We start from the raw sequence: 22,641 nt of genomic DNA on the forward strand, positions 1-22,641 counted from the left end.
CGTCCTCCCTCACCACGGGCATCGAGGATGCCTTCCTCAACTCCTACCGCAACGGCTCCTTCCAGTACCTCCTGATCGCAGCCGACCGCATCTGAACGCATCCGACCGCCGGGCGGTGATCACCGCCCGGTCCCGGAACCGTTCCCACGCCTGACGGCGCGTCCGCTCTTCCCACCTCTCTTCCCGCCTCCTCGCGAAGACCGTAGCACCAGTTTTCTCCAGATGGAGAAAACTTTGCCGGGGAACTAGCGCGTGTCTTCAAGCCCCCGTCGGGCTCTGCGGCGTGAGCGCAGCGAGGAGCCCGAAGGGCGGATGCCGTGCATCGGCGTGCCGGAGAAGCAGGTGCGCAGTGGTTCCATTCGCCTGTTTCACCGGGGCGGCGAGGTGCGGTGCCGGGCGTCGTGGAGCTCGGCGGGGGTTTGAAGACACGCGCTAGGGTGCCCCCATGTCTCCCGTCCGAGCACCCCGGTCGGCCGGCGGCGCGGCGCGGCGCGAGGCCCTTCTCGACGCCACCGTGCGGCTGCTCGCCCGGGACGGCGCCCGGGCCGTTACGCACCGCGCCGTGGCGGTCGAGGCGGGCACCACCCACGGGTCCGCCCGCTACTACTTCGGCACCCGTGAGCAGCTGCTCGACGAGGCCCTGCGCCGCCTCGCGGCCCGGCAGATCGACGAGATCCGTACCGTGTTGCGGCGCTCGGCCACCGCCGACCCGCAGGAGTTCGCCACCCGGCTCGCCCGCTACCTGACGGACACCGTCGCCGGCGATCGGGACGCGAGCATCGCCCGATACGAGCTGTTCCTGGAGGTGGCCCGCCGACCCGAGCTGCGCCCGGCCCTGGCGGAGTGGGGGGCGGTACAACGCGAGGCCCTGGCCGCCCGGTTGGCGGCCGTGGGCGCAGTCGAACCCGAGGCCGCCGCAGCCGACCTGCTGACCCTGCTCAACGGCCTCGTCCTCGAACAACTCGCCACACCCGACGACGACTTCGAGCACACCCGCCTGCGCCCCGCGATCCTGCGCCACTGCACCGGCCACGGATAGGCCCTGTCCGGGCCCGCCGTCAGCGCGCCGCCCGATCCGCCGGCCCGTCCCGCAACATGTGGGCCAGGAGTCGGCCCCGGGACCGCAGCCCCGTCTTGTCGAAGATGTGCTGAAGGTGACTTTTGACCGTGGGCACGCCGATCGACAACACGCGGCCGATCTCCGCGTTCGTGGCACCGTCGAGCAGCAGGGCGACGACCTCGGCCTCGCGCGCGGTCAGCTCCCAGGCCGCCTCGGGGGCCGGATCGGCCGCCGGCTGCTGCCACGCCCCGAACGCATACTCCACGTACGGGTGCGCCTTGCGGAGAAACCGCAGCTCGCGCGCGGTGAAATCGCCCTCGCGCGCGTCCCGCAACAGCGACACACCCCCCACGAGCCGGCCATCGTGGCGCAGGTACAACTCGGCCTCGTAGCGGATCCCGAGCGGACGCATGAAGTGCCGGTAGTAGTCCGACGCGTCGAACCGTTCCCCCAGGTCGAACAGCGTCGCCAGCGGGGTGTCCGACGCGGCGAACCGCCTCGGGTGGAACGGATCGAGCAGATGGAAATGGCTCAGGTAGCCGACATTGCGCACCGGCGGAATGGCCCGGAAGACGTGGCCGACCGCGTTCAGGCCCGCGTCGACGGAATAGAAGACCATCCCGGTCGCCGAGACCGACTCGGCCAGGAAGTCCATCGTCTGCGCCTTGAACTCGTCGACGTTTCGCGGGCCGACGGTGGATCGTGTGCCGCTGGGGTGCGTGGGGTGCATCGGGGCCGCCCGCTTCGTCCGAAGGAAGGGTCGAGGAGGGGTCGACCGAGGTGGCCGACCGGAGGAGATCGACACAAGGAGGTCGAAGGGAGGCAGGAGGAACCTAACCGCGTCCGAAGCCGGGGGTCAAGGTCGGGTGTCAACCGTTGGATCGATGTGCCCCACCGCGTCCGCGCCTACTTTCACCCGATGACCGGACCCGCCGGTCGGAGCGGAGGCAGCGGATGGCCAGGACACTCATCACCGGTGGCAACGTACTGACCCTCGATCGGTCCGCGCCGGACGCCGAGGCGCTGGTGGTCGAGGCGGGACGGGTGCTCGCCACCGGCAGCGCCCGCGACATGGCGAGCCTCGCGGGTCCGGGCGCGCGGACGATCGACGTGGCCGGGGCGACCGTGCTGCCCGGTCTGATCGACACCCACCCGCACGTGCTGCACTTCGGTGGCCTGGCGGCGGGCCTGGTCGACCTGACCGACGCCGTCGACCACGCCGACATCGTGGCCCGGATCCGCGAGCACGCGGCACACACGCCCCCGGGCGAGTGGATCATGTGTACGCCGGTCGGGGAACCGCACTACTTCGTTCGGCGCTCGTCGGCCGACCTCGCCGAACGGCGCCTGCCCGACCGGCACACCCTGGACGCGGCGACCGCCGATCACCCGGTGCTGATCCAGGCATGGGCGCCGCGCATGCCGAACGTGGTGGCGTTCAACAGCGCGGGACTGCGCGCCGTCGGGCTGAGCGCCTTCATCCCCGACCGCGTCTGCGACGTCGAGATCGACAAGGACGACGACGGCGCACTCACCGGCATCCTGCGCGGACCGGTCACCAACTACTACACGTACGACCCGTTCTGGTCCCAGATCCTGAGCAAACTGCCCCCGCTCGACCCCGCCCGCGCCGTACAGGGCACCCTCGACGAGATGGCCCGCTTCACCGCGCGCGGGGTGACCACCGTGTACGAGGGCCACGCGATGGAACCCGAACACATCGACGTCTACCGGCACTTGCGCGCCCAGGGGCTGCTCACCTTCCGCGTGCTGACCGCGCCGGACATCGAATCGGTCATCTTCAGCCCGTTCGAGCCGCTGACCACGGCCGACTTCGGGGCTCGCCTGGAGCGGCTGACCGCACAACCCTCCGAGCGGGACGACGAGTTGTTGCGCGTCGACGGCATCACCATGAGCCCGGGCGGGCCGTGCTTCTCCGGCTACTTCGCGACACACGAGCCCTACCCCGACCCGTTCGGGCGGCCCACCCGGGGAGTTCGGTTCCTGTCCCTGGAGAAGGAGGAACTGTTCGTCCGGTTCTGCGCCGAGCGCGGCATCCGCGCGAACATGTGCATGGGCGCCTTCCGCGAGCACGACGACTTCCTCGCGATCGCCGAACGTGTGGTCCGCGAGCACGACTTCCGCGATCGGCGCTGGATCCTGCAACACGCGATCACCATCACCCCCGACCAGGTCCGCCGCTACCGCGCGCTCGGATTCCAGGTCACCACGTCGGTCGGCTTCGCATGGGGCAAGGGCCGGATGTACGGGGAGCGGATGGGCGAGCACGTGTGGCGCGATCTCGTCCCCCTGCGCCGACTGCTCGACGCGGGCCTGGACCTCGGCGGCGGTACCGACTGGGGACCGAAGAACCCGTGGGAGCAGATCAAACTCGCTCAGACGCACGAGTTCGCCGGCTCCGCTCACCGCAACGCCGGTCCCGACCAGGTCCTCACCCGCGCCCAGGCACTGGAGATGTGGACCACCGGCGCAGCCCGGGTGCTGGACTGGCCGGACATCGGAGCCCTGGTACCCGGTCACCACGCGGACATCGCGATCGTCGACCGTGACCCCTCGCGCTGCGACATCGACGACCTCGCGGACACGCGGGTGCTGCGCACCCTCCTGGGCGGACGCACCGTGCACGACAGCGGCGACCTCGCGGACGCCGGCGACGAACCCGAAACGGAGAACGGCCGATGACCGCACACGAGCAGGTGCTCACCCGAATCGACGGCCTGCGCGACGAGTTGCTGGCCACCGTCGCCGCGGCCATCCGCATCCCGAGCGTCACGCCGACCTTCCCCGGCGAGGACTACGCCGACGTGGTGGGCGCAGAGGGCGCGGTCTCTCGCCTGTTGGCGGGCGTGTACGCCGACGCCGGCGCCGAGGTCGACGTGTTCGCGGTCGACCCCGGGCGGGACAACGCGGTCGGGGTGATCCGCGGTACCGGGGGCGGCCGTTCGTTGATTTTCAACGGTCACGTCGACGTCGTCCCGCCCGGCGACCCCGCCGCGTGGCGCTCCGGCGACCCGTTCGACGGGGCGATCGAGGACGGCTGGATCCACGGGCGCGGCTCGGCGGACATGAAGAGCGGCCTGGTCGCGCAGGCGTTCGCGGCCCGCGCGCTGCGCGAGGCCGGGGTGCGGCTGCGCGGCGACCTGATCCTCCAGGCCGTGGTCGGCGAGGAGAACCTCGAACACCACATGGGCACCTCGATGGTGCTCGCGCGCGGCTACACCGCCGACGGCGCGATCGTGGCCGAACCCACCGGCGCGGCTCGGCCGTTGACCGTGATGGCCGCGACCCCCGGCGTGCTGGTGATGAAGGTCGACGTGGTCGGCAAGAGCGCGCACTCGTCGATGCGCGGGCGCATGTTGCGCGGGCAGGGCACGCGGGACCCGATCGCGGTCAGCGCCATCGACCGGGGACTGGTGATCCACGAGGCCCTGCGACGCCTCGAACACGACTGGGCCGTCACCAAGTTCGACCCGCTCTTCGAACCCGGACAGTTCACCATCGCCCCCGGCGCCCTCGACGGCGGCGCCCGACACTCCCGCAGCGGCGCGTTCATCCCGGACCAAATGAGCATGGTCTACGCGGTGTTCCACCCGCCGGCCGAGGAACAGGACACGATTCGGGCGGAGATCGAGAGCCACATCGCGCACGTCGCCGCCACCGACCCGTGGCTGTGCGACCACCCGCCCGTGGTCACCTGGCAACTGTGCTATCCCGGCTCGCGCGTGGACCCGACCCATCCGCTGTGCGACGTCGTGGTCGGCGCGCGCGAACTGGCCGGGCACGACAGTCGATACGCGGCCCGACCCGGCATCGAGGCGTTCCCCTCCGCGACCGACGCCACCTGGCTCTGCCGGGCGGGTATTCCGACCGTGGGCCTGGGCCCGGGTGAACTGGCCATGGCGCACACCTACGACGAACGTTGCGCGGTCGACGAGATCATCTGCGCGGCCCGTACCTACGCGCTCGCGGCGATCGATTGGTGCGGCGCATGAGCGGTTCCGAACCGATCGCGCCGTACATGGCCGTCGGACTGTCGACCATCGTGCACGGCATCGGCGCCCGCCGGCACATCACCCGCAACCTCGACACCATCGAGGACGCCATCCACGCCGCGGTCTCGACCATCGGGATCAACATGCCGGTCAAGCTGATCGCGCTCGCCGAGGGCGCGCTCACCGGCTTCACCGACGAGATCTTCGACCTCCCGCACGTCCGGGCCGCCCGGGACCTGTTCATCGACATCCCCGGCCCCGAGACCGACCGCCTCGCCGCCCTCGCCCGCCACTACGGCACCTACCTCGTCGTCCAGTGCAAGGCCCGCTGGCCCGAGATCGTGCCCGACCGCTACTTCAACGTGCTGTTCGTGATCTCCCCCGACGGCGAGATCGTGCACCGCGCCGCCAAGAACCACGTCTGGTGCCGCGAGCGCTCGTGCACCCCGCACGACGTCTACGACCGCTGGGTCGAGGTGTTCGGCGACGGGATCGACGCCTTCTACCCGGTGCTGCGCACCCCGGACATCGGCAACATCGGCACGATCTGCTGCAGCGACGGCGAATACCCGGAGGCGGTACGGGCGTTGGCGCTGAACGGCGCCGAGGTGGTGTATCGCCCCAGCGAAGCGGTGCCGATGACCCAGGCCGGCCCCGACCCCGGCGGCACGTGGCTCCTGCAGAACCGGGCCCACGCGCACTTCAACTCCCTGTACATGGTCTGCCCGAACGTCGGCCCGGTGTACGTGACTCCCGACGCCCGGCACCCCTACGACATCGCCGGCGGGCACTCGCACATCGTCGACCACCTCGGCGCCGTGATCGGACACACCGTCTCCGGCGCGAACAGCTTCGTCGCCGGCATCGTGGACATCGAGGCGCTGCGCCGATTCCGGACGATGAACCTCAACTCCAACTGGCTGAAGGACCTGCGCACCGAACTCTTCCGCCGGATGTACGACCACCCCGTACACCCGGCCAATCTGTGGCTCGATCAGGATCCAACGGGCCATGCCGACGTCGACGAGATCTATCGCGCCAACATCCGCCGCCTGATCGATCGCGGCTCCTACACACCGCCCGCACACGCCTCCCCGGGCGCGCGGTACATCCCACCGCCCGGCGGCGACGATCCGGCGATGCTTTTGGACCGGTGGGCGGACGCGGACGGGTGAACGTCGGCCCGGTGAACCCGTGCCGTCGGCCGTCCGTGTAGGTGACGGAGACTCCAGGCTCCGGCCCACCATCGGGGCCCTGCCGGAATCAGGAGGGGATCGACGATCGACCGCGGCCCGGACGACGCCGACCGGTGCGGGCGTTCACTGCGCTCGATGCGCCGGCCGGTGGAGGTCGTCGAGGTGGAGTGGGGCCGGGGCGGGTAGGGGTGTGTCGGGCGATGGCCGGCAGGACTGGAGGAAGTAGGCGAGCAGGCGGCGGGATGCGGCGACGGAGTCCGCCGGGGAGTCGCGCAGGACGCCGTTGTTGGCCAGGAGCAGGAGGGTGACGTCGCTGGTGTCGAAGTCACGGCGCAGTTGTCCGGCGTCCTTCGCCCGCTGTACCAGCCGGGCCAGGCCCGCCTCGGCGCGGACACGCTCGCGCCGGACGTCGGGCGCGTCGGGGAATTCGGCGAGGAACGCGGCGCTGAACCCTCGGTCGTGGGCCTGCATCATGCAGACCTTGGTGAGGGCGGTGCGCAGTCCGCGCCAGGGATCGTCGTCCCGGAGGGCCTCGTCGAGGGCGGCTACGCACTGGGCGAGTTGTTCGGAGAACGCGGCGGCGATCAGCGAGCCGCGGGTGGGGAAGTGCCGGTAGAGGGTGGCGGCACCCACGCCCGCCCTGCGGGCGATTGCGCCGGAGGACACGCCGGGGCCGTCCAGGGCGTACGCCTCGCGGGCGGCTCGGAGGAGCCGGGCGCGGTTGTTCCGGGCGTCGGCCCTTCGGCCCGTCGCGGGGGTGCCGGAGGTGCTGGGAGGGGGGTTCCGAGACAGTCGGGCAGGCATGTCTCCCACTTAAGCACAAACGGAAGGGGTCGACCGTTTGGCGGGTTAGCGTGACGTGGTGCCGCGGTGTTTCGCGGCCGACCGTCGGCCGCGAAGGTGCGCGGCCGTGAACTCTCCCGCCGAACGACGGGCGTGTGTACGGAGGTTGACCGTGTTTGCCGTGCAATACCACCGCTATGGGGGTTCCGAGGTTCTCGCGGTCGAGGAGGTCGAGGAGCCGCACGCGGGGCCCGGGCAGGTCCGCATCGCGGTGCGGGCCACCGGTGTCACCCCTGCCGACTGGTACCTGCGTTCGGGGAGGCTGCGGGACTTCGTCTCCCTGGACTTCCCGCATACGCCGGGCATGGATGCCGCGGGAATCGTCGACGAGGTGGGGGAGGGGGTGATCGGCACCGCCGTGGGAGACGCGGTGTTCGGTCTCGTTCCCTTCGTGGATCAGGGCGGCGCCGCGGCCGAGTACGCCGTGCTGGAGGCGTGGGCGTCCAAGCCTCGGTCGTGGTCCTTCGAGGAGGCGGGTGGAGCCGCGGGCAACATCGACACGGCCACGCGGGTATTGGAGGCGTCGGCCGCCGCCGAGGGCATGACCCTGTTGATCGAGGGCGCCGCCGGAGGCGTCGGCACCATCACGGCGCAACTCGCCCGGGCCCGGGGCCTCGCGGTGATCGGCACCGCGAGCGAGGGCAACCACGGCTTTCTGGAGCAGTTCGGTGTCGTACCGGTCACCTACGGGGCGGGGCTGGCCGATCGGGTCGCCGCGCTTGCTCCGCGCGGGGTCGATGTGGTTCTGGATGCGGCGGGCAAGGGCTCTCTCGCCGACCTTGTGGCCATCGCCGGTGACCCGGGGCGGGTGGTGACCATCGCGGACTTCGATGCCGCTCGGCACGGTGTGCGGTTCTGCCGCTCCGAGGCGGGGGAGTCGCCGGGCTGGGCCGGGCTGCCCCTGGCGGCCGAACTGGCCGACGCGGGCCGCCTCACCGTCCCGCTGCACGCGGTGTTCCCGCTGAAGGAGATCGCCACGGCGCACGACGTCAGCGCCCTCGGCCACGCACGCGGCAAGATCGTCGTGACGGTGCCTTGACGCCCGGCGGCGGGTTTGCGGATGGGCGGCCCGGAAGCACACCGAGGCCGCGCACGATTCCCGGCGCGACCACCCGGCTCCGCGCTTCGCCGTTGATCTCGGCGCGGACGAGCGGGGCCGAGGTCGCGCCGGGTACGCCCTGCCGGCCTGCGCGTCGCGCGTTGCCCGACCCCGACCCGCTGCTCCGTCGCGACGGGTTCGCGATCGTCCCCATCGGGCCCGGATGGGCTTCGCTGCCCGGTGCTTCCCTCCCGGGGGCATGAGGACAAGCACGGCTCCGGGCCGAGGCATGGGTGGTGCCTCGGCCCGGGCGGCGGCCCCGCGGATCGGGCGCGGCATCACACGAGGTGGCGATTCGTGTCTGCCGCGGGTCGAGGACCCGGGCGCGTCCGAGGGCGTCTTGGTGTTCATGACCGGTCGCGAGCGCCGGTCCGCTCGCCGGGGAGGCCGGATCGGCGATACGGGCGCGGGCAGCGCCCTCCCCCCGGTGCTGCCCGCCCCCCGTCGACGGGCAGCCGGTCGGTCGAAGCGGTGATATCGGTACTTCTTCGTCCGTCCGCGGCCCGCCCCGCGGCCGATTCGCGGCCGATTCGCGACCGAGGAGCCGGCGGTGCGGGATCGCCGTGCCCGAGTCCCAGATTGGCGGGTCCGAGGGCGCGTGTATTGCACGAATACGTCACGGTGGGGGCTGCGGCGCGTTCCGGCAGCCAAACGGTCCGATTCCGGGCTCGTCGGCGCCGTGACCGACACGCTACTGTGCGTCGATATGCGAGAAGCCGGTCGACCGTCGGGGGACAGGCGCCCCGAAGCGCGCGGTGGTGGGAGCGCGACGAGTGCCGTCCGCGCCGAGGTGAGCCCTGCGGCAAACGGTGCGGAGGCAGGGGAGTTCGTGGCCCGAAGGGCGGGTCCGGCATTGCGCGGACAGGTGTTGGGCCTGCGTGGATTCCGCCTCCGAGCCCGTGGCACCAGACACCGGTTGGTCGTGCCGGACGGGGTCGTCAGGGTGATGATCGGGTTCGGCGAACCGGTGCGGGTGGTCGACGCGATCGACCCGAGGCGTGCCGTGTCCGGAACCTCGATGGTCACCGGGGGGTGTACGAAGACCGTGATCGGCGAGCACACCGGTGTCCTGGCGGGCGTCACCGTGCTGCTGACGCCGCTCGCGGCCTACCGGATCTGCGGCCTCCCGATGGCCGAATGGGTTGACCGCCCGCTGGACCCCGTGCACCTGCTCGGCTCGCGGGGGCGGCACTTCGACGAACGCCTGGCCGAATGCCCGGACTGGTCGGGCCGTTTCGGCTTGGTCGAGGACCTGCTTGCCGCCCGGCTCCGGGACGGTCCGCTTTGTTGTCCCGAAGTCGTTGACGCCTGGCGGGAGTTGGTGCGGGTGGACGGACGCACGCGAGTGGACGAGCTGGCCGACGCGGCCGGCTGGAGCGTACGGCGCCTGGAGCGGCGCTTCCGCGAGCAGATCGGCACGTCGCCCAAGACCATGGCTCAAGTCCTGCGCCTGCGCGCGGCGTTGCGACTGCATGACGCGGGGCTGTCGTGGACGGAGGCGGCCACGGAGACCGGCTACCACGATCAGCCCCACTTCGTCCGCACCTTCAAGGGTCTGATCGGGTGTACGCCCGGCCGATTTCGGTCCGACCAGGAGGTGCGGCGAAGTGTGGGCGAGGCGGGGTGGGTCGATTCGTGACCGGGTCGATTGTGGGATTACCCGGCCGGCGGCGGGTCACGACAACAGTCGGTCGACCAGCCCGTCGATGTACTCCGGAGTGAGTGCGCCGATCCCGAACAGGACCCGGATGTACATCGGGGCCATGACGTGGTCGAGTACGTCCAGCGCGTCGGGTGGGTTTTCCCCGCGCTCGGTGGCGCGGTCGAGCATCGACTGCAGTTGCCGGGAGCGTTCGGCGAGGAAGTCGTCGCGTGCCCGCAGGCCCTGTTCGTCCATGTCGGACAGCGCGATGGTCAGGCGCAACACCGCCGGGCCGTCGGGGCCGGTGATTTCGCGGGCCACGTTGGCCGCGTAGGTGTGGAGGTCGCCGGACAGGCTTCCGGTGTCGGGCATCGGCGAGCGTGCGGTGAGGCGGGAGTTCGTCACGTCGGCGAGCAGATTCTCCAGGCTGCCCCACCTGCGATAGATGCTCGTGTCGGCCACACCCGCGCGGGCGGCGACCTCGCCGACGGTGAAGCCGGTGTAGCCGCGTTCGCCGACCAGATCCGCGACGGCCTGGTGTACCGCCGCGCGCACGCGGGCGCTGCGCCCGCCGGGCCGCCGGGCTCGTTGTGGTTCATCCATCCGCGGCTCGTCGATCTGTGACTCGTCCATCCGCTCACCTTAACGCAGCCACTGCTTGCGTTAGTGGGCGGATGCGCTTTACAGTCCTCTCTAACGCAGTAGTCAGCTGCGTTTGTGGGTCCTGCCGGGCTTATTTGTGCCGGCAAATCGGTCATGCCCGGTCGTACCGGGCGAAAGAGGGGGACGAGCATGGCTGCATTGCCTGTGGCCGCAGGCGGTCGATCGAGCCGGACGGCGTTGCTCGCTGCGACCTGCGCGGGCCAGTTCATGGTGCTGCTCGACAACACGATCGTCGGCGCGGCGCTGCCCGACATGCAGGAGCGCCTGCATACCGAACTGACCGGCCTGCAATGGATCGTCGACGCCTATGTGCTGCTGGTGGCCATGTTGCTGCTGTCCGGCGGCGTGTTCGCCGACCGCTTCGGCCGAAAACGGGTGTTCCTGTCCGGCGTGGCGGTGTTCACCCTCGCGTCGTTGATGTGCGCCATGGCGCCCTCGGTCGGCTGGTTGCTCGCCGGACGGGTGCTCCAGGGCGTCGGTGCCGCGGCGTTGAGCCCGGCGTCGCTGGCCCTGCTCGTCGCCGCCCATCCCGTTCCGCAGGAACGAGTGAAGGCGATCGGACTGTGGGCCGGCTTCAGCGGCATCGGCCTGGCCGCCGGTCCGCCGGCCGGTGGCATGTTGGCCGATGCCTTCGGATGGCCCGCCATCTTCCTGATCAACGTGCCCATCGGCGTGCTGCTCCTGGCGGCCGGGCTGCGCCTTCTGGGCGAGTCCCGTAATCCGAACGCGCCCGCGATCGACGTCCCCGGGACGGTGTTGTCCGTCCTCGGCGTGGGGACGCTGACATATTCCCTGATCGAGGGCGGCAGCCGCGGCTGGACCTCGCCGCCGATCCTGGGCGGCTTCGCCGCCGCGGTCGTCGTCCTCGCCGCCTTCGTCGTCGTCGAGGGGCGCCGCGCCAATCCGGTGCTCCCGCCGCGGTTGTTCCGCCGGCGACTGTTCACCGTGTCCAACACCGCCATGGTCGTGGTGGGCTTCGCGCTCATGGGCTCGACGTTCTTCTTCTCCCAGTTCTTCGTGTACGTCCAGGGCACTTCGCTGGTGCGCGCCGGCCTGCAGACCCTGCCGTCCACGCTCGCGATGGTGATCGTCAGCCCGTTCGCGGGCAGGCTCGCCGCCCGGTACGGCTTCCGCGTCGTGGTGACCGCAGGTCTGACCCTGGCCGGACTCGGGCTGCTGGCGCTGGGCTTCGTGCACGCCCACACCGGCTACGGGAACGTGTGGTGGCGACTGGCGATCGTCGGTATCGGCTTCGCCCTGACCATGTCCCCGCTCACCGGCGCCGCCATCCAGGCGGTCGACCCGCAGGAGGGAGGGCTTGCCGCGGGCATCAGCAGCACCACGCGCCAGATCGGCGCCGTGCTGGGCGTGGCCGTGCTCGGGGCCGTCGTGCGCACGCGGCAGTCCGACGGTGCCTCGTTCGAGGCGGGCCTGAACAGCGCGTTCCTGGTGGCCGGCGTGATCACCCTGATCAGCGCCGTATTCACGGGCCTGTGGCTGACGGCAACCACGCCCACCGAACCCCCTACGCGACGGCACCAGGCCGGCGATCCCCGCGTGACCGCAGCCGCCGGCGCGGTCGAGCCTCCCGGGAACAGTTGACTCGGGGTTCTCGCCTCTCTACTTTTACTATCATCATAGTGAAACGGAGAGTCGGGTGTTGAAGTTACGTCTCGACGGTGCCACCGGCGTGCCGCCCTATCTGCAGATCGTGCAGCAGGTCCGACAGGCGCTGCTGCTCGGCTACATCCGCGTCGGTGACCGACTGCCGACCGTCAAGGAGGCGGTCGCCGAACTGGCGATCAACCCGAACACGGTGGTCAAGGCGTACCGGCAACTGGAGCACGAGGGCCTGGTCTCGGCCAAGCCCGGCCAGGGCACGTTCGTCGTCGGCGAGGTGGCCCCGGTGCCGCCCGGCGTACACGCGGCGCTGCGGCGGTCGTTGCAGCGGTGGGTGCACGACGCCTACGCGGCTGGGCTGGACGACGAGATGGTCACCGCGATGTTCGCGACGATTCGTGCCGAGGTTCGAAACGAGGGCGTCGCGTGAGCGCGCCGCTGTCCATCGAGCCGGTTCTCGCCGGCGCGGCGCCGGCCCTGGAGACCGAGCGTCTGGGCCGGCGTTATGGGAAGGTCCGGGCGCTGCACGACTGTTGGTTGTCGTTGCCGGCGGGTTCGGTGATCGCGTTGGCGGGGCCCAACGGCGCGGGCAAGAGCACCCTGCTGCAGTTGGTGACGGCGCTCCTCGAGCCGACCGAGGGCGTGATCCGGGTGTTCGACGAGCCCGTGCGGGCGGGCGTGGCGGCGGGTCTGGAACGGGTGGCGTTCGTCGCGCAGGACCACCCGCTGTACCGGCACCTCACCCTGGCCGACCATCTCGAACTGGGCCACAGGCTGAACCGGCGCTGGGATCGGACGCTCGCGGAACGGCGCTTCGCCGAACTGGACCTGCCGCTGCGCCGTCGCGCCAAGGACCTCTCCGGCGGCCAACAGGCCCAGGTCGCCCTCGCTCTCGCGATGGCCAAGCGCGCGCCGTTGCTGGTCCTGGACGAGCCTTTGGCCAGTCTGGACCCGCTGGCCCGACGCGAGTTCATGGCCACCGTGCTGGCGGCCGTCGTGGAGGACGGGCTGACCGTACTGATGTCCTCCCACGTCGTCGCCGAGCTGGAACGGGTCTGCGACTGGCTCGTGGTGTTGTCCCACGGCCGCGTCCGGATGACCGGCCCGGTGGACGACCTGGTCGCCTCGCACCGGGTACTGACCGGCCCGCGCACCGAACTCGGCACGTCCATCCCGGGCGTGGTGCGCCACGAACAGGCGGAACGACAAAGCACGTTGCTCGTGCACACGATCGGCGAGCGACCACCGGTGCACCCGAACTGGCAGTCACGGCCGGTCGGGTTGGAGGAGTTGGTACTCGCTTATCTGGAACTCCCGGAGGGGGAGCCGGTGGTGCCGGGCAACGCGCCCGGGATACCCGGAACACCCGGTAAGCCTCGAATACTTCCGGACCCGTCGACAGGCCGGGCGTCGAATTCTCCTCCTGCCGAATGGAGTTCCCGGTGATCTGGCTGACCTGGCGTCAACACCGGATCCAGGCGCTGAGTGCCGTCGGCCTGTTGATCCTGGCCGGCGTGTTCCTCGGCATGCACGGGCAATCCCTCCACGACGAGTACAACCGGCACGTCGCAGGTTGCCTCCATCAGACCTCGCCCTCGCCCGCCTGTTCGCTCACGGTCCGGTCGTACTTCAACGAAGTCGCCCGGGCGGAACGGCTGATCACCTGGGTCAACGTGATTCCGGGCCTGGTCGGCGCGGTCGTCGGGGCGACGCTGCTGGCCCCCGAGTACGAGAACGGAACGTGGCGACTGGTCTGGACCCAGGGCGTCACCCGCACCCGGTGGCTGGTCACCAAGTCGGCGCTGATCGTGTCGGCCACGCTGCTCTTCGGCGCGGCGATGTCATGGCTGTTCACCTGGTACCGCGAGCCCCTGGACAAGGTTTCCGTCGACGGCCGCTTCTCGGCGCAGGCCTTCGATACCGAGGGCCTGTCACTGGCGGTGTACACGCTGTTCGCGCTGTCCCTCGGTGCCCTCGCCGGCTTGCTGCTCCGCCGTACGGTCGCCGCCATCGTCGTCGCCTTCGCGGTGTTCCTCGCGGTCCGGCTCCCGGCCGAGAACTACCTCAGGCCGCACTACCAAAACCCGCTGACCCGCTACTGGTCACCCACGCCTCCGCGTTCGGAGAAGGTGCCGCGCCGGGACTGGATCCTGTCCGACGGCTGGCTGGACGCCTCCGGACGGCATCTGTCCCACGACGAATTCCGCCGCATTGCCAACGCCCACGCGGACGACGCGAGCCTGGTCGAATACCTGCGATCCCACGGCATGCGCTCCTGGGAGACCTACCAGCCGGCAACTCGCTTCTGGCACTTCCAACTCGTCGAAGCGACCCTGTACGTCACGCTCTCCGCCCTGCTGCTCACCGCGACCGTGCTGTGCCTTCGACGGCGTCCGTTCTGACCGACCCTTTGAGGGGTGGCGTCGCGTGTGGAGTCGTGGTTCCGGGGGCGCCGCTTGTTGCCGCCGGGCGCGTGCGGGGCGGGTCTGTCGGGCTGGTGCGGGGGTGGCCGTCAGGTGTCCGAGGTGGGTGCCCGGGCCGCCGTCGGGCGGGTGTTTCGTGGCATCGCGACGAGGGCCATCACCGATGCGCCGGCTACGCAGCCGGCCGCCACCGCCAGGGCCGCCGCGTAGCCGTCGGCGAGGGCGTGCGGGGCGGGGGTTCGGCCCGCGCCCGTCACGGCGGAGGCGATCGTGCTCAGGACCGCCAAGCCGACGGCGCCGCCGACTTGGCGGACGGTGTTGAGCAGCCCGGCCGCCACACCGCCTCGGGCGGGCGGGACACCCGCGGTGGCGGCCAGCGTGATCGGCGTGAAGGCGGCGGCGGTTCCGAGCCCGAACAGCATGCCCGGGACGGCGACGGCCCACCAATAGGAGCCGTGCGCGGCGGCGGTCGCGGACGCCGCGAGCGCGATGAGCCCCACCGCGCCCAGGGCGCAGTACGCGGAGACGGCGCGGCGCGGGCCGAGCCGAAGGCTCAGTGACCCGGCGGTTCGTGCCCCGACCATCATGCCGAGGCCGATCGGCAGGAATCCGCATCCGGCGCGCAGCGGTGTGTAACCGCGGACGTACTGCATGTGGAACGACAGGATGATCAGCGTCGCGACGAAACCCAGCGCCACCAGGAACATCACCACGTTGGCGCCGCGCACCGACCGCAATCGGAACAACCCCGGCGGCAGCAGCGGATCGGCGGCCCACCGGGCCTGATGTACGGGGAAGAGGCCGAGCAACAACACGCCGACCGTCAGCACGGCCCACACCGACGAACTCGCCCACCCCACCGCCTCGGAACGCATCACGGCGAACACCACGGCCACCAGCCCCGACGTGGCCACGAGCGCGCCGACGACGTCGAGCCGACCGGGCCCGCCCGATCCGCGTCGGTGCGGCGCGAGTACGGCGAGGCCGACGGCCACGGCGCCGATCCCCAACGGGACGTTCACCAGAAACACCCAGCGCCACCCGAGCCACTGGGTCAGCACCCCGCCGAGCACGGGCCCCGCCGTCGCGGCGATCCCGCCGACCGCGCTCCAGGTGCCCAACACCCCGGCCCGACGCGGCCCTTCCGCAAACGTGGCGGTGAGCACGGACAGCGTGGTGGGCATCGACAACGCCGCCCCCAGGCCCTGCGCCGCCCGGGCCGCCGACAACATCGCCGGCGACGTGGCCAGTGCGCACACGAGCCCGGCCGCCGTGAAGAGGGCCATCCCGACGGCGAGGCTCCGGCGCGGCCCGTACACGTCGCAGCAGCGCCCGCCGAGCAGGAGGAACCCGGCGAACGCGAGCGTGTAGGCGTTGACCACCCAGGGCAGCGCCGCGGGGGAGTAGCCGAGGTCGACCCGGATGTCCGGCAGCGCCACGGACACGATCGTCGCGTCCAGGACCACCACGAACGAGACCACGCAGGCAAGCACGAGCACCACCCGCTCCCGGCGCCGGATCGCCCGCTCGCCGATCGAGGTCGGCGGCGTACTCGTGTCGCGGACGGTTCTCATCGGCTCTCCCGAGGTGCGCGTGGCAGACCGACTCGCGGCCGGCGCGGACATCCGCGCCCGGGGCCGGGTCGAGTGGGATCGACCTTGCCTTCTCAACCCGGGTTGAGGTCAACTGAGGCGATGAGGGACACCCCGGTCGCGGTCGGCGACGTCGCGGACCGCTTCGACCTGCCGATCTCGACGCTGCACTACTGGGAGCGCCGAGGGCTGATCACCCCGCACCGCCGCGCGGGCCGGCGCTACTACGACGCGGAACACCTGTACCGAATCGCGCTGATCCGCCTGTGGCGCGACACCGGCCTGATGTCGCTCGACGAGATAGCCGCCGTCCTGGCCGGCCGCACCGCGACACACAACTGGCGCGACACCGTCGCCTCGAGGATCACCGCCATCGAGGCGCAAATAGACCAACTCGACACGGCCCGCGGCTACCTCGGGTACATGCTCGAATGCACCCGAGACAACCCGGCAGCCGACTGCCTCCAATTCCGCACCGAAGTCCGGGTCCCCGCCCCCAAACACCCGCCAACCCACGACCGACCCGCGCCACCCGCCCCCTGAGCGGAGGCTACGAGCGGCGTGGTCGAGGTGGATGGCCGGGGCTCGTGACCACCCCCTGCTTCGGTTTCAGCGTTTGGGGCGGGCTTCTCTGGGGTCGAGGAGTTGGGCTCTGAGGGATGTGAGTTGGTGGGAGTGTTCGACGGAGCGGGTTTCGTCGAGGGAGGCGACGGCCAGTAGGAGTGCGTCGCCGAGGACGAGTGCGGCCAGGGATTCGGTGGTGATGCCGGTCGGGGTGTGGGGGGCGTACAGGACCGCGTCCGCCGTGTCGGCCAGGCGTTCCACCAGTTCGTCGGTGACCACCACGATGCCGGCGCCGAGTACGCGGGCGCGGTCCAGCAGTACCTCCATGTCGTGCAGGAATCGGCCCGGGACGAACATCACCACCACGTCCTGGCGGCGCAGCGTGAGCAGTTCGTCGGCCAGCGCGAAGCCCGTGGTGCCCACGAAGCGGGCTCGCCGGCCCATGCGGTTGAGCTTGAGCGCGAGATGGCGGCCGGCCAGTTCGGAGGCGCCGACGCCGTACGCCAGCACCTCGCCGGCGTCGGCCAGCAGTTGGGTGGCCCGGCGGAAGGCGGTCGCGTCCAGGTTGGCCCGGCCGTGTTCCAGCCGTTCGATCGCCTCGTCGTAGACCCTGGCGCGGATGCCGTCGAGGTCCTGGCCGACCTGGGTGATCCGCTGCCGGACCCGCACCTCGGGGGCCACGTCCGTGACGAAGTCTGCGGCGATGTCGCGCTTGAGCGCGGACAGGCCACCCAGCCCCAGGCGTTGCAGGGTGCGCACCACGGTGGCGTTGCTGACGCCGATGCTCGCGCCGAGGTCCGCGGCGCTGGCGAAGAGTACTTGCTCGGGGGAGCAATTGGTCAGGTATCTGGCCACGTTCCGCTCGGCCGGAGACAGGTCGGCCCACTGCTCACGGATCGCCGCCCGGACTCGGGCCAGCGCCGGATTCTCCTGCGGTTGTTCGCTCACGCCTCTTGACTCCCCGGTATCAACCATTACTCTCCTCATGAAACAAGCAATACATGTTACCGCAATCTCGTAATGACTGTTACGGCAGCGGCTCGGATCGAACCGCCCCGGGACGACCCGGAACGACAAGTGTCGCCGCGACCCCCGCGATACGCCCGTACGGCGGACCCCCATACCCCAGCACCCCAGGAGACGACGTGAGTGGCGTGTCCCTTCCGACCATCGAGATCGGCGGCGAGCCCCGGAGCCGGGGCCGCCAGTACGGCGAAGGGGCGAGCGCGCTCATCCATACCGCTGTCGACTACTACGCCGAGGCGTTCGGCGCCGCCGGCGGCCTGACCTGGAGTCAGGTCACCGCCCGCGCCGAACACTGGCTCGCCCCGTCCCGCGCCTTCGCCCCCGACCTGGTCGAGGAGATGACCGGGATCGCCGAGGGCGCCGGCCTCGACCTGCTCGACATCCTCGCCCTCAACGCCCGCGGCGAGATCATCTACGACGACACCTTCGCCGCGATGGGAGCCCCGGCCGCACCCCCGACCCCAAAGACCCCGGAGACCCCCGACGGCTGTACCTCCTTCGCCCTGCTCGAACCGGCCTCCGGCGACGGCCACGTGTACGCCGGTCAGAACTGGGACTGGCGCCACGGCGTGCGCGAGACGGTCATGGTCGTGCGCGTGGTCCAGCCCGGCAAGCCCACCGTGGTGATGCAGGTCGAGGCGGGCCAGGTCGGCCGGCAGGGCGCCAACTCGGCCGGCCTCGCGCTCAACGCCAACGGCCTCGGCGGTCGCTTCGACCACGCCATCGGCATCCCGCAGACGCTGATCCGGCGCCGCGTACTCGACTGCGCCAACCCGGCCGAGGCGCTGGACGTGCTCTTCCGCACCCGCGCACACATCGCCAGCAACGCCCTGCTCACCCACCGCGCGGGCTTCGCGATCGACGTCGAGACCACCCCCGGCGCCAACGGCTGGATGTATCCCGACGACGGCCTGCTCGTGCACGGCAATCACTACCAGGCCTTCATGCCCACCCAGCTGGCCGCGAACTACCGCCCCTCGGCGCCGGATTCGCTGCTTCGAGTGCCGCGCGCAGAGGCCGGCCTGCGGCGCTGCCGGGACGCGGGCGACCCGGCCGCGACCCGCAAGCTGATCCACGCCGCGATGTCCGACCACCTCGGCTACCCCGAATCGTTGTGCACCCACCCGGATCCGGCCCGACCGGCGGTCCGACAGTGGGCGACGCTCCTGTCCAGTTGCGTCGATCTGACCACGGGCGAATACCGCGTCACCGCCGGCACCCCGTGCGATCACGAGTACGAACTCCTGCCCTGGAACCTGCACGACGGCCCCGGCGGCGCCTGAACCCGCCGCTCCCGGCGCCGCTCGGCCTCGCATCCCCGCACCCCGCGTCCCCGCACGCCCGCATCCCCGGAGAGTCGCATGCCCCGCACCCGTACCCGTTCCCTCGCCGCCCTCGGCCTCGCGGCCCTGCTCGGCCTGAGCACCGCCTGCTCCACCAAGACCACCGGCGGCAACCACCCCGCGGGCACCCCCGGCAAACCCGCCGACCTCGCGCTGACCGACACCACCGCCAAGGGCACCGGCCCGGTGGACAACGTCAGATGGCTGCTCGCCAAGGAACCCAAGTCGCTGGACCTGGACGTGCGTTCGGACAGCGACTCGAACGCGCTGCTCGCGAACGTCTGCGAACGACTGTTCCAGACCCAACCCGACCTGAGCTCGCGCCCGCACCTGGCCGACTCGGCCACCTACACCGATCCCACCACGCTCGTCCTCAAGCTGCGCGCCGGCGTCACCTTCCACGACGGTTCGCCGATGACCGCCGACGACGTGGTGTGGAGCCTGCAACGGCACGCCGCCGACGGCAGGAACGAATCGGACGAGTTCGAGCGGGTCGGCTCCATCGAACGCACCGGCGACGCCGAGGTCACCGTGCGGCTGAAGGAACCCGACGCGCTGTTCACCAAGGCCCTCGCCGGCAACGCGGGCGTCGTGCTCGACCGCGAACAGGCCGAGCCCGCGGGCAAGGACTACGGCACCCCGGGCCGCACCGACGCCTGCACGGGCCCGTACACCCTCAAGGAATGGAAGGCCGGCAGCCGGATAACCCTGGAGCGCTACGACGCCTACTGGGACAAGTCCCGCAAGCCGCTGGTGCGTTCGGCCACCTTCGGCTGGGCCGACGAGAACGCCATGGTCAACAGCATGACCACCGGCGCCGCCGACGGCACCTACCTGACCACGATGAGCGCCGTCCCGCCGCTGGCCGGCAACGGCGCGCTCACCGTCTCCTACGGCTCCTCCTCCCGCGCCTGGACGCTCATCCCCACCGAGCGCGGCGGCATGAAGGACTCGCGCGTGCGGCGCGCGCTCTCGCTCGCGCTGGATCGCCAGGGCATCGCCAAGGCGGCCTTCGCCGGACTGGCCACCCCCTGGAAGACCCCCCTGGGACCGGGCGCGTGGGGCTACGAGAAGGCCACCTTCCAGGCCGGCTACGACGCCCTCCAGGGCGCCCCGGCGCAGCCCACCGCCGCCGACCTGGACGCGGCGAAGAAACTGGTCACCGAACTGGGCCCGGCGGCCCCCACCCTCGTGATCGCCAACGACGGCACGCCCACCCGCAACCTGATCGCCAACGCGGTGGTGGACGCGGCCCACCGGATCGGCCTCAAGGCCCAGATCAAGACCATGTCCGGCGCCGACTTCACCTCCCTGTACACCGACCAGGCGCTGCGCAAGAGCGTCGACATGTTTGCCGACGACTGGTACATCTCCAAGGCCGACCCGGCCGGTTTCTACGACAACGCGCTCACCGGCTCGAACAACAACTGGGTCGGCTTCGGTTCGCCCGAGTACGACAAGGTCGTCAACGAGGCGCTGCGCACCACCGACGACGCGGCCCGGGCCAAGCTGCTGGTCGAGGCCGAGCGCCGGTTCACCGCCGACGCGGTGTGGCTGCCGCTGGTCCAGGTGCCGAACGTGCTGGTCACCAGCACCAAGCTGACCGGCGCCCCCGCGTCGATGTCCAACGTCGCCTACCCGTGGCTGGCCGACCTCGGCGCCAAGGGCTGACGTCCCGCGCCGGTCCCACCGGCGCGCCCAGGCCCGTTTCCCCGCCCCCGGAGGTGTCTCCCATGCCCGCCCGCGCCCTGCGCATCACCCTTGGGCTGCTCGTCACCCTGCTCGCCGCGTCCTTCGTGATCTTCGGCGCCATCTACGCCGCCCCCGGCGACCCGGCCGCGTTCCTGGTCGGCGGCCAGGAGGACGCGACGCCGGAGAAGCTGGCCGCCGTCCGGGCCGCCTACCACCTCGACGACCCGCTGTGGGTGCAGTACGGGGACTGGATCGGCGGCGTCCTGCACGGCGACCTCGGCCGCTCGATGCAGTACCACGACCAGGTCGCGGACCTGGTGTCCTCGCGCGTGCCCACCACGCTGTTCCTCGTCTCCTACTCCGCCGTGCTGTTCGTGGTGGCCGGCGTCGCCCTCGGCGTGGTGTCGGCGGTGCGCGGCGGGCGGGTCGACGCGGTCGTCGTCGCGGTCACCACACTGCTCGCGTCGATCCCCAAGTTCGTCAAGGCGCTGGCCCTGGTCGCCTTCCTGGGCGTGCAGTTGGGCTGGTTCCCGGTCACCGGCGCCGGCGAGGGCTTCGGCGACCGGCTCCACCATCTGACCCTGCCCGCGCTCTCCCTGGCCCTGGGCGAACTGGCCGTGGTCAGCCGGGTGACCCGGCAGAGCATGTTGGAGCAGTACGCCCAGGACCACGTCGCCGTGGCCCGCGCGGCGGGACTGTCCGAGTTCAAGGTGATCCGCCGACACGTGCTGCGCAACGCGCTCGCGCCGGTGGTGACCATGTGCGGCCTGATCACCGCGAGCCTGTTCGCGGGCACCGTGGTCGTGGAGACCGCGTTCGGGATCAGCGGAATGGGCTCGCTCCTGGTCCAGGCGATCAATACGCACGACTTCCCGGTGACCCAGGCCGTGCTGCTGCTCATGGTGCTCGCGTACATGCTCGTCACCACGCTCGTCGACCTCGTCCACCCGCTGATCGACCCGCGGGTGCGCCTCGAAGGAAGCGCCGCATGACCCTCCTCCAAGCCGCCGTGCCGTCGGCCACCACGGCATCCCCCGAGCCGGCCAAGCCCAAGCGGACCTGGCCGATCCCGTTCCGGATCGCGGCCGGATTCCTGCTGCTGACCGCGGCGTCGGCGATCCTGGCGCCGCTGGTGGCGCCGTACGAACCCGACGCGATCGACCTGAACGCCTCGCTCGCGCTGCCCGACGGCGCACACGTGCTGGGCACCGACCAGTCCGGGCGCGACCTGCTCTCCCGGGTGTTGCACGGGGCCGGCCCGAGCCTGGTGGCGCCGCTGGCGCTGCTCGCGCTCGCGTCGGTGATCGGCATCGCGCTGGGCACGCTGGCCGCCTGGCACGGCGGTTGGGTGGACGCGTTCGTCTCGCGCGTCACCGACGTGATGTTCGCGTTCCCCGGGTTGTTGTTCGTGATCCTGATCGTGTCGGTGTTCGGCGACGGACTGACCACGGCGGTGATCGCGCTCGCGCTGGCCTACTCGCCGGTGGTGGCCAAGTACACCCGCAGCATCGCGCTCGCGGAGCGGGCCAAGCCCTACATCGACGCCTACCGGGTGCAGGGCATGGGCGGATTCGCGATCTGCGCCCGGCGGCTCGTGCCCAACCTGGCACCGTCGCTGATCGGCTACCTGGTGCTGATGTTCGGCCAGGTGCTGATGGGCATGGCCACGCTCAGCTATCTGGGTTTCGGTGCCCAGCCGCCCAGTTCGGAATGGGGGCTGATGGTCAAGGAGGGGCAGGCCGCGCTGATCCAGGGCGCGCTGTGGCCGGCCCTGGTACCAGGCACCGCGATCGCCCTGGTCGTGGTGGCCTTCAACGTCGTCGGCGTGCGGATCTCCGACCGCCTGGGGGTGAGGGAACGATGAC

The 22,641-nt window shown here is 71.1% G+C and carries 20 protein-coding genes and 1 pseudogene; 16 read left to right on the forward strand and 5 right to left on the reverse strand.

Annotated elements, in window-relative coordinates:
• Positions 1–95, forward strand: a pseudogene (locus ACFXKZ_RS35260) (SAM-dependent methyltransferase); the annotation flags it as partial.
• A gap of 350 nt (positions 96–445) precedes the next feature.
• Positions 446–1,039, forward strand: a complete 594-nt coding sequence (locus ACFXKZ_RS35265; RefSeq protein WP_380006126.1) for a TetR/AcrR family transcriptional regulator — start codon at positions 446–448, stop codon at positions 1,037–1,039.
• A gap of 19 nt (positions 1,040–1,058) precedes the next feature.
• Here the strand turns inward: ACFXKZ_RS35265 and ACFXKZ_RS35270 are convergent, their stop codons facing one another.
• Positions 1,059–1,790 (reverse strand): response regulator transcription factor, encoded by a 732-nt coding sequence (locus tag ACFXKZ_RS35270; protein WP_380006128.1) that lies wholly within the window; start codon positions 1,788–1,790, stop codon positions 1,059–1,061.
• A 224-nt stretch (positions 1,791–2,014) separates the two neighbouring features.
• Between ACFXKZ_RS35270 and ACFXKZ_RS35275 the strand changes: the two genes are divergently transcribed.
• The 3 genes from ACFXKZ_RS35275 to ACFXKZ_RS35285 are packed head-to-tail and all read left to right on the forward strand — an operon-like array spanning position 2,015 to position 6,248.
• The gene (locus ACFXKZ_RS35275) at positions 2,015–3,763 is read left to right on the forward strand and encodes an amidohydrolase (protein WP_380006130.1); all 1,749 of its coding nucleotides are present in this window, start codon (positions 2,015–2,017) and stop codon (positions 3,761–3,763) included.
• Complete coding sequence (locus tag ACFXKZ_RS35280; protein WP_380006132.1) at positions 3,760–5,073, forward strand: ArgE/DapE family deacylase; 1,314 nt, start codon at positions 3,760–3,762, stop codon at positions 5,071–5,073. Before ACFXKZ_RS35275 ends, ACFXKZ_RS35280 begins: the two co-directional genes overlap by 4 nt.
• Positions 5,070–6,248 (forward strand): nitrilase-related carbon-nitrogen hydrolase, encoded by a 1,179-nt coding sequence (locus tag ACFXKZ_RS35285; protein ID WP_380006134.1) that lies wholly within the window; start codon positions 5,070–5,072, stop codon positions 6,246–6,248. The genes ACFXKZ_RS35280 and ACFXKZ_RS35285 overlap by 4 nt, the downstream gene beginning before the upstream one ends.
• Before the next feature lie 144 nt (positions 6,249–6,392).
• On the opposite strand, the gene ACFXKZ_RS35290 is transcribed toward ACFXKZ_RS35285, so the two are convergent.
• Positions 6,393–7,073, reverse strand: a complete 681-nt coding sequence (locus ACFXKZ_RS35290) for a TetR/AcrR family transcriptional regulator (protein ID WP_380006136.1) — start codon at positions 7,071–7,073, stop codon at positions 6,393–6,395.
• Between the two features lie 151 nt (positions 7,074–7,224).
• On the opposite strand from ACFXKZ_RS35290, the gene ACFXKZ_RS35295 reads away from it, so the two are divergent.
• Both ACFXKZ_RS35295 and ACFXKZ_RS35300 read left to right on the forward strand, forming a co-directional pair.
• Complete coding sequence (locus ACFXKZ_RS35295; protein ID WP_380006846.1) at positions 7,225–8,151, forward strand: NADP-dependent oxidoreductase; 927 nt, start codon at positions 7,225–7,227, stop codon at positions 8,149–8,151.
• 982 nt (positions 8,152–9,133) lie between these two features.
• Positions 9,134–9,850 (forward strand): helix-turn-helix domain-containing protein, encoded by a 717-nt coding sequence (locus ACFXKZ_RS35300; protein ID WP_380006138.1) that lies wholly within the window; start codon positions 9,134–9,136, stop codon positions 9,848–9,850.
• 36 nt (positions 9,851–9,886) lie between these two features.
• Here ACFXKZ_RS35300 and ACFXKZ_RS35305 read toward each other — a convergent pair whose 3' ends face one another.
• Positions 9,887–10,456: a TetR/AcrR family transcriptional regulator gene (locus tag ACFXKZ_RS35305; RefSeq protein WP_380006849.1), complete on the reverse strand. Its 570-nt coding sequence runs from the start codon at positions 10,454–10,456 to the stop codon at positions 9,887–9,889.
• A gap of 189 nt (positions 10,457–10,645) precedes the next feature.
• Here ACFXKZ_RS35305 and ACFXKZ_RS35310 point away from each other — a divergent pair, with 189 nt between their 5' ends.
• The 4 genes from ACFXKZ_RS35310 to ACFXKZ_RS35325 are packed head-to-tail and all read left to right on the forward strand — an operon-like array spanning position 10,646 to position 14,538.
• Complete coding sequence (locus ACFXKZ_RS35310) at positions 10,646–12,118, forward strand: MFS transporter (protein WP_380006140.1); 1,473 nt, start codon at positions 10,646–10,648, stop codon at positions 12,116–12,118.
• Between the two features lie 55 nt (positions 12,119–12,173).
• Positions 12,174–12,566 (forward strand): GntR family transcriptional regulator, encoded by a 393-nt coding sequence (locus ACFXKZ_RS35315; protein ID WP_380006142.1) that lies wholly within the window; start codon positions 12,174–12,176, stop codon positions 12,564–12,566.
• Entirely contained in the window at positions 12,563–13,582 is a 1,020-nt protein-coding gene (locus tag ACFXKZ_RS35320; protein WP_380006144.1) for an ABC transporter ATP-binding protein, read from the forward strand. Before ACFXKZ_RS35315 ends, ACFXKZ_RS35320 begins: the two co-directional genes overlap by 4 nt.
• Positions 13,579–14,538, forward strand: coding sequence for an ABC transporter permease subunit (locus ACFXKZ_RS35325; protein ID WP_380006146.1), 960 nt, complete (start codon positions 13,579–13,581; stop codon positions 14,536–14,538). Before ACFXKZ_RS35320 ends, ACFXKZ_RS35325 begins: the two co-directional genes overlap by 4 nt.
• 110 nt (positions 14,539–14,648) lie before the next feature.
• On the opposite strand, the gene ACFXKZ_RS35330 is transcribed toward ACFXKZ_RS35325, so the two are convergent.
• Entirely contained in the window at positions 14,649–16,133 is a 1,485-nt protein-coding gene (locus tag ACFXKZ_RS35330) for an MFS transporter (protein ID WP_380006148.1), read from the reverse strand.
• Between the two features lie 120 nt (positions 16,134–16,253).
• On the opposite strand from ACFXKZ_RS35330, the gene ACFXKZ_RS35335 reads away from it, so the two are divergent.
• The gene (locus ACFXKZ_RS35335) at positions 16,254–16,694 is read left to right on the forward strand and encodes a MerR family transcriptional regulator (protein WP_380006150.1); all 441 of its coding nucleotides are present in this window, start codon (positions 16,254–16,256) and stop codon (positions 16,692–16,694) included.
• Between the two features lie 66 nt (positions 16,695–16,760).
• Here the strand turns inward: ACFXKZ_RS35335 and ACFXKZ_RS35340 are convergent, their stop codons facing one another.
• Positions 16,761–17,663, reverse strand: a complete 903-nt coding sequence (locus ACFXKZ_RS35340; protein WP_380006152.1) for a MurR/RpiR family transcriptional regulator — start codon at positions 17,661–17,663, stop codon at positions 16,761–16,763.
• Positions 17,664–17,869: 206 nt separating this feature from the next.
• Here ACFXKZ_RS35340 and ACFXKZ_RS35345 point away from each other — a divergent pair, with 206 nt between their 5' ends.
• From ACFXKZ_RS35345 to ACFXKZ_RS35360, 4 genes are all read left to right on the forward strand, one after another.
• A complete protein-coding gene (locus ACFXKZ_RS35345) occupies positions 17,870–19,024 on the forward strand; it encodes a C45 family autoproteolytic acyltransferase/hydolase (RefSeq protein ID WP_380006852.1) in 1,155 nt (384 codons plus the stop codon).
• Between the two features lie 78 nt (positions 19,025–19,102).
• Positions 19,103–20,755, forward strand: coding sequence for an ABC transporter substrate-binding protein (locus tag ACFXKZ_RS35350; protein ID WP_380006154.1), 1,653 nt, complete (start codon positions 19,103–19,105; stop codon positions 20,753–20,755).
• Positions 20,756–20,817: 62 nt separating this feature from the next.
• Positions 20,818–21,768: an ABC transporter permease gene (locus ACFXKZ_RS35355; protein WP_380006156.1), complete on the forward strand. Its 951-nt coding sequence runs from the start codon at positions 20,818–20,820 to the stop codon at positions 21,766–21,768.
• Positions 21,765–22,640, forward strand: coding sequence for an ABC transporter permease (locus ACFXKZ_RS35360; protein WP_380006158.1), 876 nt, complete (start codon positions 21,765–21,767; stop codon positions 22,638–22,640). Before ACFXKZ_RS35355 ends, ACFXKZ_RS35360 begins: the two co-directional genes overlap by 4 nt.
• Position 22,641 lies beyond the last annotated feature (1 nt).

This window comes from Embleya sp. NPDC059237 (assembly GCF_042754105.1).
In the GTDB taxonomy this organism is placed as follows: Bacteria; Actinomycetota; Actinomycetes; order Streptomycetales; family Streptomycetaceae; genus Embleya.